Origin of the sequence: Enterobacter mori, from assembly GCF_025244905.1 — a bacterium.
GTDB classification, from domain to species: domain Bacteria; phylum Pseudomonadota; class Gammaproteobacteria; order Enterobacterales; family Enterobacteriaceae; genus Enterobacter; species Enterobacter mori_A.
This window is the reverse complement of the sequence record NZ_CP104285.1, coordinates 4112245-4124886: the sequence shown is the minus strand read 5'-3', so window position 1 is coordinate 4124886 and position 12642 is coordinate 4112245. Positions and strand designations below refer to the sequence as shown.

Sequence of the window (12642 nt, the reverse complement as noted above, 5' to 3'; positions counted from 1 at the left end):
AATGAAACAACACGAAACGGCAGATAATTCTCAAGGCCAGCTTTATATTGTACCTACTCCTATCGGGAATTTGTCTGATATTACCCAACGTGCGCTCACCGTGTTGCAAGCTGTTGATTTAATTGCCGCTGAAGATACCCGCCACACCGGCTTACTGCTGCAACATTTCGCAATTAACGCCCGTTTGTTTGCTCTGCACGATCACAATGAGCAACAAAAAGCCGAAACGCTGGTGGCGAAGCTGAAAGAGGGGCAGAACATTGCGCTGGTCTCCGACGCCGGTACGCCGCTGATTAACGACCCGGGCTATCACCTGGTGCGGACCTGCCGTGAAGCCGGTATTCGCGTTGTACCGCTGCCGGGGCCGTGCGCTGCCATTGCTGCGCTGAGCGCGGCGGGTCTGCCGTCTGACCGTTTCTGCTATGAAGGCTTCCTGCCAGCAAAATCCAAAGGCCGTCGCGACGTGTTAAAAGACCTGGAAGCCGAGCCGCGCACCCTGATTTTTTACGAATCCACGCACCGCCTGCTGGAAAGCCTGGAAGATATGGTGACCGTCTGGGGGGAATCCCGCTACGTGGTGCTGGCGCGCGAGCTGACCAAAACCTGGGAAACGATCCACGGTGCACCGGTGGGCGAACTGCTGGCGTGGGTGAAGGAAGACGAAAACCGCCGCAAGGGCGAAATGGTGCTGATTGTTGAAGGACATAAAGCGCAGGAAGACGCGCTGCCTGCCGACGCGCTGCGCACGCTGGCACTGCTGCAGGCGGAACTGCCGCTGAAGAAAGCGGCGGCATTAGCGGCAGAGATCCACGGCGTGAAGAAAAATGCGCTGTACAAGTATGCGCTGGAGCAGCAGGGGGAGTAAGCCAGATGAGCCGCTATCAGCCTCCTTTCACCATCACACCCTTTATCCTCAATCAGGTGGTTGAGATTGGTGAGCTATTAGGTCATTGGGCGGCACATTCAGGTCGAACTTCTCCGCTACTCCGTAAAGAGAACCGTATTCGAACCATTCAGGCCTCGCTAGCCATTGAACACAACTCGCTGACGACAGGGCAGGTGACGGCAATCATGGATGGCAAACGCGTGCTTGCACCTGAAAAAGATATTCAGGAAGTACGCAACGCTATCCTGGCATATGAGAAATTGCCCGAATGGAAGCCCTGGAAGCTCAACGACTTACTCAGTGCACACCGATTATTGATGAAGGGTCTGGTCGATCATCCCGGAACGCTCAGAAATGGGGACGTAGGGGTGTACCGTGGAAACCAGTTAGTCCACATGGCTCCGCCAGCCTCACAGATGAACCGCCTTATCGACGATCTTCTTGCCTGGCTTAAGCAAACCGATCTTCACCCGCTGATTGTCAGCTCGGTATTTCATTACGAGTTTGAGTTTATTCATCCCTTTTCGGATGGAAATGGCCGCATGGGGCGGCTGTGGCAAACGTTGATCTTAAGCCAGTGGCGCGCCGAACTTGCATGGCTGCCCGTTGAGACGCTCATTCACTTCCAGCAAGCGCGCTATTACCAGATTTTAGGGCAATGCGATCGGGCCAGTGATTGCACGGCATTCGTGGAATTTATGCTGCAAAATATGACCGAAGCTTTGCGGGAAGGCATAGGTATGTCGTCCATCATGTCGGAAAAAATGTCGGAAGAACTGTCGGAAAAGGAAAAGTCCATCCTTGAGCTTCTTACCGTTCAGCCGCAAATGACTGCGGTAATGTTGGCCTCTGCACTGGGCGTGGCTTCCCGCACTGCGGAACGTTATCTCCATTCTTTGCAAACAAAAGGTAAATTAAAACGCCTGGGGGCAAGGAAAGGGGGAAGCTGGCAGGTCATGACTTAACCTGCCAGCTGAAAAGGTTTTATTTACCAGGCATCGCCTCAAACACCAGCGTTTCCAGCGGCTGCAGCGTAATCACCACCGCGTTTTTGTACTCCTCCGGTACGGTTGAATTACTGCCGTACACCGCTCTCAGACGAAATTGCGCCGCGTTTCCTGTGGGGATTTCGAAATCTTTCGCCAAATCCAGGAAGTAGCTTTGCGGCTTATCCGACGGGTTACGCAAGCCGAGAATCGCTTTGTCCTTGCTCCAGGATGCCCAGCCGTAAATCTGCAGTGCTGTTGGATCACCACCAATCCAGTGCGTATCCACCAGCACGCTGGCGTTATCCCGCGACCACTTCGCCGCCTGCGCCAGGGTATCCCACTTCGCCTTGTTCAGCATTGAAGGGGTGATATACAGCTCCTGCAGCTGCGTGCCGGTCGCGAAGTAGCTCCAGACCTGATCGGCAAAATCGCTGTCCGTTTGTACTTTTTCCAGCCCGTAATAGGCATTTTCTGCGCTGACAATCCCGTGGTACATCAGCGAGTTCAGCGGGAACAGCGGGCCTTTGCGCACAATGGAGCGGTACGTTTCCGCATCGCGGTAGGTCATCCACTGCTGAACCGGCGTGCCGGGGCCGTACAGGTTGATGTCATCGCCCTGGCGCCAGATAGAATCGGCGTAGAACAGCCAGGACGGGCTGGCGTTGGTACCTGTCGTCAGGTTGATAAACAGATTCGGGTTGGCGCTGCGCATGTTATGCAGCAGGGCGATAGAGGCGTCAAAATCCGAGGCATACGGGCTGCCCTGGATATGCGCGTTGGCATTCCCCATCCCGTCCAGCTTGAATGAGGTAATGTGTTCATTTTTGATAAGATTAACGATCTGCTCATTGAAGTTCTTAAAATAGTTCGGTCCTGACAGCGCCAGCTTCCCGTCGACGGTTTCGAACCCATACTCTTTTGCATGCGAGACGCGAACGTCGCGCGGCTTGTTGTAGCCTCCCCACGGTGAGAGCCACAGTCCGACCGAGCTGTGCAGGCTGTCGGCTTTTTCCCGAACCTTGCCAAAACCGTTGCTGAATGCCGGGCCAAACAGCCAGCGACCGGTAAGGTCGTCCCAGCCGTCGTCCAGCAGGAAGGCGTCCAGCGCCACGCCGCGTCCGGTAATAAACTCCTTATTCCACTCGTCCATCCGCCCCAGCACATCCTGCTCGGTGTACGGATTGAAAAAGCCGATATCCATCCAGCTGTTATAGTGCAGATAAGGCTTGTACGGTCGAGGACGCACGGCATCAATAAACTGGTTCACGCTGCGTCGTAGCTGGCTGGTTTCCGGGAAGGTGCCGAACCAGGTGGTAAAGTTGACCGGCGTTTCCGGCTGGATCGGCGTTTTCAGTTCTACGTTGAGATTGGTGGTCGCTTCATAGGCGTAAGTGTTAACGATGGGCTTGTCCGGCAAAATAAAGAACGAATCAGCAACGATCGGTGAGCTGTTGATCGCCCCGTCGACATAGGGTGCCTGAGACTGTTTTTTGGTCGGGAAGAAGGTAATTTTCGCCACGTCTCGCGGCTGCCCGACGGCGGCAACGGTGTAGTCGATGCTGGCGTATTTTCCCTTCACCAGGTTCAGTTTCACCGTCACGTTAAAATCCGGATGCGTAAAGTCGATGACTATCGCGTTGTCCTGCTTTTCGACGTGCTTGATTTTAAAATCAGCGGCGTGGATTTTTGTTTCATCCGGTAGCGTCAGAAAGAACAGCTCCTGCGGCGTGAGCGGATGGTTAGCTTTGCTGTCCTTAACCACGACCGTTGCGTTTGCATCGTCAAATGACAAGGCAATGTTGTCGTTACTGAGCGCGTAGTTCGCGGCCAGAGCGCCGTGAGAAACAGAGAAAGCCAGCAGCGAGAGAGTGAGCACTTTTTTCATCGGTTAAGATCCTAATCAGTAATGCTTCAGCATTCGGTTGATGGATTGCTCCAGCCAGTAGCGCTGGGTGCCGAAGTTAATCCGCAGGTAGTTTTCGCCGTTTTGTACATAGTGGCTGCCGTCTTCAATCACGACACCGGCCTGTTGGGCGAAATGTTGGGTCAACTCTGTGGCGCTGCGCTCGTCGGCGCTTACGTCTATCCAGGCCAGATACGACGATTCCGGGTTCATCATCTTCCAGGCCGGGAAGTGGGCCTGAATAGCGTCCGCAAGGTAGCGCGCATTGTTTTGTAGATACTCGTTCAGCGCGTCGAGCCACGGCAGGCCGTGCTGATAGGCCAGGATAATTCCCCACACGCCGAACATATTGGGTGAGGTAATCGAGTTCTTCTCAAGCTGCTGGCGGAAGCGCTGGCGCAGTGAGGCGTCCGGGATCATGGAGTAGGACGTTTTTAGTCCGCCCAGGTTGAAGGCTTTGTTCGGAGAAGTCAGCACAATCAGGTTGTCCTGTGCTGCACAGCCGGACGTCAGACAGCTGACGAATGTGCCGTCCAGAATGTGCTCGGCGTGAACCTCATCGACCACCAGAATCGTGCCGTAGCGTTTACAGAGATCGGACACCTGGCGTATCTCATCCGCGCGCCAGATCCTGCCCGAAGGGTTATGCGGCGAGCAGAAGAACCACAGTTTTGGACGGTGGGTTTTGAGCTGATCTTCTATCAGATTAAAATCCAGCTGATAGCGGTTTTCCTTCACGCACAGCGGGTTAGCAAGCACCCGCACGCCCTGGCGCTGTGCCGCCATCGCAAACGGGTCGTAGACCGGTGTGTTCATCATCACGCTATCGCCAGGCGTACAGAACGCCTGGACCGTGTAATGCAGCGTGGAGACGGTGCCGTAGGTCAGGGTGATCCACGACTTCTCCACATCAACCTGATGACGCGTGCGCTGGAAGGCCATCACCGCATCGTAAAATTCGTCGAAGCACCAGGTATAGCCAAAGGTGCCATGCTCCACGATGCGCTGGAAGCCTTCAATCACGGCCGGTGGCGAGGTGAAATCCATATCTGCGATCCACAGCGGGATAAAACCCTGCGGGACATCACCAAAGCGTGAGCAGACAAACGCATGGTCCCATTTACGGCACTTATCGCTTTTACGCTCGATGATTTTGTCGAAATCAAACACAACAACCCCCTGTTAGATTAAGGCTTCAATGCCGGTTTTGACGCTCTGCACCTGCGGGCCGATGATCACCTGAACGCTGTGGGCATCCAGCACCACCACTGACAGGGCGCCAGCCGCTTTCAGCGCCTGCTGATCGATAAGGCCCATCTCTTTCACCACAAGGCGCAAGCGGGTGATGCAGTTGTCGAGCGACTCGATGTTCTCTTTGCCACCGAGCGCGCGCAGGATAAGCCCATGATCGTATTTCGATTTTCCGCGCGCGCGGGTGTTGGCTTCGACGGCCTGCTGCGCACCCTGCGCGTCCACTTCACGTCCCGGCGTCTTGATATCGTGTTTGAGGATGTACCAGCGAAAGACGAAGAAGTAGATAGCAAACCAGGCAATGCCCACCGGGAACAGCAGATACCATTTGGTCGACATCCCCTGCATGACGCCGAAGATCAGCAGATCCAAAATCCCGCCGTCGGTGTTGCCGATGGTTACCCCCAGCAGGGCCATCACCATCAGCGCCAGGCCCGACATCACGATATGGAAGACGTAAAGCGCGGGGGCGATAAACAGGAACAGGAACTCAATCGGCTCTGAAATACCGGTGACGACGGAAACCAGCACGCCGGAAAGCAGCAGCCCCTTAATCACCGGGCGGTTTTCCGGGCGCGCGGTGCGGTAGATGGCGTACGCCACGGCAGGTAAGCCAAAGATAAAGGTCGGCATAAACCCTTGTGACAGAAACGCGGTCACGTGCGGGCTAAACGGCAGTCCGGCTTTCAGCTCGGCGTAGAAGATATTCAGCGCGCCGGCCACTTCGTGACCGTTGACCATTTCAATGCCGCCTGCTGGCGTGAAGCGCACCATTGCCAGCAGGATATGGTGCAGACCAAAGGGTTTAAGCAGCAGCACCCCTACACCGTACAGGAACGGTCCGAAAACGCTGGTGCTCTGAATGATATGGCCAATTCCGGCAATCCCCAGCGCCACGTATTCCCACAGCAGCGGGATAAACAGTCCGACCAGCGACAGCGTGAGGGCAGTAATGATGGGCACAAAACGAATGCCGCTAAAGAAGGCAAAGGCGTCATGCAGCACCGTGTCCTGAAAACGCTCGTGCAGGAAATAGGTAATCACCCCAACCACAATGCCGCCCAGCACACCCATCTCCAGGGTCTGGATCCCCAGCACGATAGATTGACCTACCTGTCTCATGGTGGCGGCGTCGGCAAGCTGGTGGGTGGCAGTCAGGTAGTAGTTGATGCTCATGTTCATCAGCATATAGCCAACAAACCCGGCAAAGGCGCCCACGGCCTTGTTCCGTTTAGCGAGGCCCATCGGGATCGCCATGGCAAACATCAGCGGCAGATAGGTAAAGGCGAAGCCGCCCACCATGGCGATAAAGCCAAAGGTCAGCTGCGTTAACTCACCGCCCAGAAAGGGAAAACTTTTAATAGTGGAAGGGCTGGTGACGGAGCTACCGATACCCAGCAGCAACCCCATGAAGGCCAGCAGAGAGACCGGGAACATAAACGTCTTTCCCAGGCTTTGGAAAAATTCCCACGCTTTCGATTTAAACGACTTTTCCTGTGTCATGTAGGGACTCCTCGGATTTTTAGGATAATGGAAGGCGCTGTCCGGCTTAAGGACGCGCCTTCATATTTGCGAGGCTTATAGTTATTTTTTAGGTATTGACGTAATGCGCGATGGGATCAGGCTTCGGCCGGAAGCAGGAGCCGGTTTGCCGAGCCGCAAACGGCGATCTTGCTTCTGACCACCTCTTTCATGGCGTCCATGCCGACCCGCATGTAGAAGCGCGGATCGTTACCCTGCGGGTTTTCAGCAAACCAGGCTTTAACCGCGTCAGAGAAGGCAATTTTCAGTTCGGTGGCCACGTTGACTTTGCACACGCCCAGCTCGATGGTGCGGCGCACAAACTCATCCGGCACATCGCTCGCGCCGTGCAGCACCAGCGGCACGGTGACCACTTCGCGGATTTCCGCCAGCCGCTGGAAGTCGATTTTCGGGCGTTTGGTATACAGGCCGTGCGCGGTGCCGATGGCGACGGCAAGGCTATCGACGCCGGTGAGTTCGACGAAGCGTTTCGCCTCCTGCGGATCGGTGAGGAACGCGCTTTCGGCGTCCACGCTCATGTCATCTTCCACACCGCCCAGGCGGCCCAGCTCGGCTTCGACGCTGCAGTCGTTGAGGTGGCAGAAATCGACCACCGACTTCACCAGCTTCACGTTTTGTTCAAACGGATAATGGCTGCCGTCGATCATCGCGCTCCGCACGCCCGCGTTGACCTTGCGGCGAATATCGTCCAGTGATTCGTGGTGGTCGAGATGCAGCGCCAGCGGCATGTCATAAGTGAGGGAATACGCGCTGCACAGGGCGTAGATCTCTTCCAGCGCAATGTGTTTAAAGGTGCCCGGCGTGCCCGCGAGGATCACCGGCGATCGCATTTCGCTACAGACTTCGAGGATCGCCTGGATCGTCTCCGCGTTGTGGATGTTGAACGCCGGAACGGCGTAGCCTTTTGCCTGCGCGTCCTGCAGAAGATATTTGGTCGAGATAATACTCATAATCAGATCCTCTTAAGCCTGCCACGGGTGAATAACAACGCCCTGTACCACACGGTTGACCGTTCCGCTGGCGGATGGCGTATCGGGCGTATTGCCTACGCTGATCGACTGGGTGAGTGCAAAGACCTGGGCATACATCAGGAAGCAGAACGCCTGTTCCATATCGATAAACGGACGTGAAGGCGGCAGCAGAATGTGCGGACCCGCTTCAATGACCGGATCGTTTTCAGCGGCGATGGCGACGACGCGCAGGGCCTGGCGATCGCGGCGCAGTTCGGCCAGCAGATCCAGATCGTACTGACGCGTATACGGATGGCTGGAAATAAACACCACCACCAGCGTTTCGTTATCGACCAATGATTTAGGCCCGTGACGGAAGCCCGTCGGGGAATCGTAAAACGCCGCCAGCTTGCCCGCCGTCAGCTCCAGCACCTTCAGCGCCGATTCGCGCGCCGCGCCCTGCAGGCCGCCGCTTCCCAGATAGACAACGCGTTTCCACGCTTCATTGCCAAAGACGCCGTGGCTGAAATCACCGAGTGTAGTGAGGATCGCCTGACAGCGATCGGCAACGTCGCGGAAGGTATGGCTATTGATCGTATCCGGAGCGAACACGGCCAGACAGCTCGCCATCATGGTGGTGATGCTGCTGGTCATCGCGAACCCGCGATCGTGCGTTTCGGCAGGCATCAGCAGGGCAAAGGCGTTATCGCTGTCGACGGCGTTCTGGTACAGGCTCCCCGCCTCGTTGCAGGTAATCGACAGGTGGTAGCACTCCGGCACGAACTGGTTTGCCAGCTCAACGGCCGCGACGCTTTCCGGGCTATTGCCGGAGCGGGCGAAGGAGATCAGCAGCAGTGGATGTGTCGGGCTGAAGTAATCCATTGGATTAGTGACCAGATCGGTCGTTGGAACGGCAGTAAGGTTTTTCCCGGTGTGGCTGGAAAGCCATGGCGCAATGATATCGCCGATAAACGCGGACGTACCCGCGCCGGTCAGGACGATCCGCAGATCGTGCTTGCGCAGCAGCGGCGTCAGGAAACTGTCGATCGAAGCGCGCAGGCTATCGATGTTGTTGAGTGAGCGGATCCAGCTGGCAGGCTGCTGGCGGATCTCTTCCTCGGTCCAGGTGCCGGTTGTCGCGGCGGTAGTGGTTTGTGGCATAACTCAGTCCTTAGTCGTGTGAATTCCACATCAGACGCTGGCAATTGTGTCGCTATCTTTCGTTTCGTTTCACTTGTTCACTTAAGCAGTTAAATAAAATCTATAGAAAAGAAATCGAAACTTCAATGGCAGAAAAGAAATAAAACGAAAAGTGTGATCGTGAAAGGAAAGGGAAAGTTTAAGGAAAGGAAAAGAAAGGCCTTACGGTTTGCGGCCGTAAAGCCAACACGAGACACAATGAAAGGGCTAAAGGGGGAGAGCCTGGCCCTGAATCCAGATCTGCCGGAGATGTAAACCACCCTCCAGCGCAATGATATTGGCACGTTTACCCGGGGCTAAGGATCCGAGCTGACCATCAACGCCCAGCAGACGGGCAGGGTGCAGCGAGGCCATATGGATAGCGTCTTCGGCGGTTACGCCCGCATGCTCCACCATATTTCTGACCGCGGCATCCAGCGACAGCGTGCTACCCGCCAACCCGCCGGAGCCGGTTCTAACCACGCCGTTTTGCATCGAGACCTCTTCACCACAGAGCGTGTACCGTCCGTCCGGCATACCTGCCGCCTGCATGGCATCGGTAATCAGCACCACGCGATCCTGCGCGCAGCAGCAGCATAAACGCATCGCCCCCGGATGGACGTGGTGGCCGTCGGCAATCAGCTCCAGCCACGCCCGTTTGTCCGTAAGCCCTGCGCCGACCATGCCGGGCTCTCTGTGGTGCAGCCCCGTCATGCCGTTATAGCAGTGCACCAGCCCGTCGGCACCCGCATCAAACGCGGCGAGAGTTTGCCGGTACGAGGCAGCGCTGTGGCCCAGCATCACGCGTATACCGCGCCGTTTAAGATGCCGAATCGCCTGCAGCGCGCCGGGCTTTTCTGGCGCGAGCGCCACTACCCGTAGCGTGTTATCAGAAACCGCGATCAGTGCATCCAGCTCGGCGATATCCAGCTCCCGGAACAGCTCCGGCGGATGCGCCCCTTTGTTCTGCGGCGTAAAGTACGGTCCTTCCAGATAACTGCCCATCACCTGCGCACCGGGGCCACCGGACTGACAGCGTCGGGCTATTCGCCTTAACGTGCCCTGGATAGCTTCCAGCGGCGCGGTGACGGTGGTGGGCAGAAATGCGCCCACACCTTCACGTGCTTTATGCATCGCCAGGGTATCCAGCGCGTCGGGAGCATCATCCATGACGTCCACGCCCGCGCCGCCGTGGACGTGCGTATCGATATAGGCCGGGCAAAGCAGTTCAGCATCGCGCGCCGTCATGCCAGCAGGGATGGGTTCAATCGCTGTGATGACCCCATCTTCAATACGGAGCTGGTGGTCGTCCAGCCATCCCTGTTCGGTGAGCAGACGATGCGCGCGCAGCAGCTGGCTCATATCCCTTCCTCAGCCGGAGCTTCCTCGCGACAGCGCGAAAGTTCGTCTACGAGGCTCGTCAGGCCGCGGTGTCCGCACTCCAGCGCCTGCAGACGAAACGCTTCGCTGCTTAACCCGTCGCGCTCCAGCACCATCTCCAGCAATAGCTGCAGGTTAGTGCCGGTGATGACTTCGCTGCCCGGTCTTTGCATCGCGAGCGTTGACGCCACGCGAAACGGCGTGCCGCCGAGCAGGTCGGTAAGAAACACAACATCGTGCTCTGCATTGAGTTCGCTCACTGCCTGCTCAAGCTGAGCGGTCAGCCGCGCAGTAGTGGAGGTTTCCGGAAAATCGATGGCGATAAACTGCGGCTGCTCGCCGAGGATCTGCTTCATCGCCTGCTCAAGCCCGCTGGCAAAACCGCCGTGACCCGTCAAAATTATGCCTAACATCGCAACCTCTTTGCTTTTACAGGAAGTGACAGAATTTACCGACAACGCCCAGCAGCACGGTGATACCGATCAGCCGCAGCGGGCTCCAGCCGCGGCGTACCAGCCAGAACATCGTCAGGGTATAGACCAGGGGCAGGAACGCAGGCATTAGCTTATCGATCACGTCGGCCTGCAGTTTAACAACCGCATCACCCGCTTTGATTTCGAGCGTCGTATTAAGGCGGACATAGGTTGCGACCAGTGCGCCAATCACCGTCATCCCAACGATGGAAGCCGCATGACCGACCTTTTTGGTGTTGGCTTTAATCAGCGGGATGGCCGCAACGCCCATCCGGTATGCGTAGTGCGCCAGCCCAAAACGCAGGCCAAGATGGACCACGTTAAACAGCACGATAAAGACCACTGCCCCCAGAATGGAGCCTTGCAGCGCGAGGCTGGCACCAATACCGCCGCAGATGGGCAGCAGCGTCAGCCAGAACATGGCGTCGCCAATACCGCCAAGCGGCGCACCCACGGCAATCTTGGTGCTCTGGATGCTGTTCACATCCTGCTTGGAGCGTTCCATCGCCAGGATAATGCCGATAACAAAGGTCACCAGGAACGGGTGGGTGTTAAAGAAGCCCATATGGCCTTTCATCGCCCGCGCCAGATCCCGCTTGTTGGTGTGGATCTTTTTCAGTGCAGGCAGTAACCCATACAGCCAGCCAGAGGCCTGCATACGTTCGTAGTTGAACGAGGCCTGCAGCAGCATGGAACGCCAGGCCACGCGGTTAATATCCTTTTTCGTCAGCTCGGCACCAATACTCTGGTCTTCGTAGACGTTTTCATTTACGCCGGTGAGCAACGTCTCTTCGCTTTCAGACACGCCCGGCAACGTTGTTTGATTAGATGCCATCTTCGAATTCCTCTTTCTGAGCTGCGGGAGCCGTCGGTTCAGGTGATTTACGCATCAGGTCGATCAGCGCCATTGCCAGCGCCGCCGCCGCAATCGCCAGTACAGGAAGCTTGAGCCAGGCCGCGGCGACAAAACCGATAATGAAGTAAGGGATGTAGACGTTTTTCATCATGATCTTCAGCAGCACGGCGAAGCCGATCGCTGGCATGATGCCGCCCGCGACGCCGAGACCGTCTATTAACCGTGCCGGCAGGACATCAATGGCGGTTTTCGCGTGTTCCGCACCGAAGTAAATTGGCAGGAACGCACACAAAAAATAGAAAATACCGAGTGCCAGAAGCGCCAGATAGTTGACCCGTTCGATACCGTTAGCGTCGGCGTTCGCCGCCATACGATCGCAGCGGGACATCACGCCGGACATCACCGAGAAAAGGAAGGTGATCCCCATCTGTACCGCAACGGCAAACGGGACGGCGACGCCAACCGCAACTTCTGGCTTCACACCCGTGCTAATGGCAAACGCGGTGCCCACGATAGTCCCGATAATGACGTTAGGTGGTTGCGCCCCTGCCAGCGGTGCCAGCCCCATCCAGACCAGCTCTAACGTACCGCCGGTCAAAATGCCGGTATGCAGATCGCCCAGAATCAGGCCGACCAGCGGCCCGAGTACCACTGGACGGTGCATGTGTGTTAAGCCGTTAAACATATCCAGACCGGCGATAAAGGCGAGTAAGCCCAGCGCCAGTGCCTGCAACAGACTGATTTCCATTGTGAATCCCTCAAAGCAGTTTAAAGAGATCCAAAGCAGTTTCTGTTGGAACGCCCTGAACGAAGCATTCCACTCCGGCAGATTTCAGGCCGTTGAACGCGGCGATATCGTTCGCGTCGACAGATACCGTTTTGGCAATTTGTTGTTTGCCATTGGCGTAGTGCATGTTTCCTACGTTGATACGGGTAATGGGCACGCCCCCCTCAACCAGCGTTAAAAAATCGGCGGGTGATTTGCAGACCAGCAGGATTTTCTGACGGTCGGCGGCGCGGTGAATGTTGTCGATCACTTTTTGCAGTGACCAGAAGCGCACGGCGATCCCTTCCGCGAGCACCATTTCCATCAGGTTCTGTTGAACCGGATCCTCAGCCACCTCATCGTTAGCGACGAGTACCAGGTTTGCCCCCGCAAACCCCACCCACTGCACGCCCACCTGACCGTGGATCAGGCGTTCGTCGATGCGGCATAAGACAATGTTTGGCATA

At 56.6% G+C, this 12642-nt stretch carries 12 protein-coding genes; 2 read left to right on the top strand and 10 right to left on the bottom strand.

All coding sequences use genetic code 11. The features are described from left to right. Position 1 precedes the first annotated feature (1 nt). On the top strand, positions 2-865 hold the full coding sequence (rsmI, locus tag N2K86_RS19460; protein WP_063146524.1) for a 16S rRNA (cytidine(1402)-2'-O)-methyltransferase: 864 nt from the start codon (positions 2-4) through the stop codon (positions 863-865). A gap of 5 nt (positions 866-870) precedes the next feature. Continuing rightward, positions 871-1851 (top strand): Fic family protein, encoded by a 981-nt coding sequence (locus N2K86_RS19455; RefSeq protein WP_047364703.1) that lies wholly within the window; start codon positions 871-873, stop codon positions 1849-1851. 19 nt (positions 1852-1870) lie between these two features. On the opposite strand, the gene N2K86_RS19450 is transcribed toward N2K86_RS19455, so the two are convergent. The 10 genes from N2K86_RS19450 to agaV all read right to left on the bottom strand — a co-directional run bounded on the left by N2K86_RS19450 (position 1871) and on the right by agaV (position 12641). Next, the gene (locus tag N2K86_RS19450; protein ID WP_260659680.1) at positions 1871-3760 is read right to left on the bottom strand and encodes an enterotoxin; all 1890 of its coding nucleotides are present in this window, start codon (positions 3758-3760) and stop codon (positions 1871-1873) included. A 15-nt stretch (positions 3761-3775) separates the two neighbouring features. Next, positions 3776-4948, bottom strand: a complete 1173-nt coding sequence (locus tag N2K86_RS19445; RefSeq protein WP_260659679.1) for a MalY/PatB family protein — start codon at positions 4946-4948, stop codon at positions 3776-3778. Positions 4949-4960: 12 nt separating this feature from the next. Beyond that, positions 4961-6532, bottom strand: coding sequence for a maltose/glucose-specific PTS transporter subunit IIBC (gene malX / locus N2K86_RS19440; RefSeq protein ID WP_041907915.1), 1572 nt, complete (start codon positions 6530-6532; stop codon positions 4961-4963). Positions 6533-6648: 116 nt separating this feature from the next. After that, positions 6649-7521 (bottom strand): tagatose-bisphosphate aldolase subunit KbaY, encoded by an 873-nt coding sequence (gene kbaY / locus N2K86_RS19435; RefSeq protein ID WP_119936870.1) that lies wholly within the window; start codon positions 7519-7521, stop codon positions 6649-6651. A 12-nt stretch (positions 7522-7533) separates the two neighbouring features. After that, on the bottom strand, positions 7534-8682 hold the full coding sequence (locus N2K86_RS19430; RefSeq protein ID WP_260659678.1) for an SIS domain-containing protein: 1149 nt from the start codon (positions 8680-8682) through the stop codon (positions 7534-7536). A 246-nt stretch (positions 8683-8928) separates the two neighbouring features. Then, complete coding sequence (nagA, locus tag N2K86_RS19425) at positions 8929-10062, bottom strand: N-acetylglucosamine-6-phosphate deacetylase (RefSeq protein ID WP_260659677.1); 1134 nt, start codon at positions 10060-10062, stop codon at positions 8929-8931. Beyond that, positions 10059-10493 carry a PTS galactosamine/N-acetylgalactosamine transporter subunit IIA gene (gene agaF, locus N2K86_RS19420; protein WP_260659676.1) on the bottom strand — a complete coding sequence of 145 codons (435 nt, stop codon included), beginning with the start codon at positions 10491-10493 and terminating at the stop codon, positions 10059-10061. Before agaF ends, nagA begins: the two co-directional genes overlap by 4 nt. A gap of 16 nt (positions 10494-10509) precedes the next feature. Further along, positions 10510-11388 (bottom strand): PTS N-acetylgalactosamine transporter subunit IID, encoded by an 879-nt coding sequence (gene agaE / locus N2K86_RS19415; RefSeq protein ID WP_024906386.1) that lies wholly within the window; start codon positions 11386-11388, stop codon positions 10510-10512. Then, the gene (agaW, locus tag N2K86_RS19410) at positions 11378-12157 is read right to left on the bottom strand and encodes a PTS N-acetylgalactosamine transporter subunit IIC (RefSeq protein WP_045630712.1); all 780 of its coding nucleotides are present in this window, start codon (positions 12155-12157) and stop codon (positions 11378-11380) included. Before agaW ends, agaE begins: the two co-directional genes overlap by 11 nt. A 10-nt stretch (positions 12158-12167) precedes the next feature. Continuing rightward, positions 12168-12641 (bottom strand): PTS N-acetylgalactosamine transporter subunit IIB, encoded by a 474-nt coding sequence (gene agaV, locus N2K86_RS19405; protein WP_045630711.1) that lies wholly within the window; start codon positions 12639-12641, stop codon positions 12168-12170. Position 12642 lies beyond the last annotated feature (1 nt).

Coding starts and splice junctions, on each gene's coding strand:
- N2K86_RS19430 (WP_260659678.1), bottom strand. CDS start 8,682: ATGCCACAAACCACTACCGCCGCGACAACCGGCACCTGGACCGAGGAA.
- N2K86_RS19455 (WP_047364703.1), top strand. CDS start 871: ATGAGCCGCTATCAGCCTCCTTTCACCATCACACCCTTTATCCTCAAT.
- nagA (WP_260659677.1), bottom strand. CDS start 10,062: ATGAGCCAGCTGCTGCGCGCGCATCGTCTGCTCACCGAACAGGGATGG.
- agaE (WP_024906386.1), bottom strand. CDS start 11,388: ATGGCATCTAATCAAACAACGTTGCCGGGCGTGTCTGAAAGCGAAGAG.
- N2K86_RS19450 (WP_260659680.1), bottom strand. CDS start 3,760: ATGAAAAAAGTGCTCACTCTCTCGCTGCTGGCTTTCTCTGTTTCTCAC.
- agaF (WP_260659676.1), bottom strand. CDS start 10,493: ATGTTAGGCATAATTTTGACGGGTCACGGCGGTTTTGCCAGCGGGCTT.
- kbaY (WP_119936870.1), bottom strand. CDS start 7,521: ATGAGTATTATCTCGACCAAATATCTTCTGCAGGACGCGCAGGCAAAA.
- agaV (WP_045630711.1), bottom strand. CDS start 12,641: ATGCCAAACATTGTCTTATGCCGCATCGACGAACGCCTGATCCACGGT.
- malX (WP_041907915.1), bottom strand. CDS start 6,532: ATGACACAGGAAAAGTCGTTTAAATCGAAAGCGTGGGAATTTTTCCAA.
- rsmI (WP_063146524.1), top strand. CDS start 2: ATGAAACAACACGAAACGGCAGATAATTCTCAAGGCCAGCTTTATATT.
- agaW (WP_045630712.1), bottom strand. CDS start 12,157: ATGGAAATCAGTCTGTTGCAGGCACTGGCGCTGGGCTTACTCGCCTTT.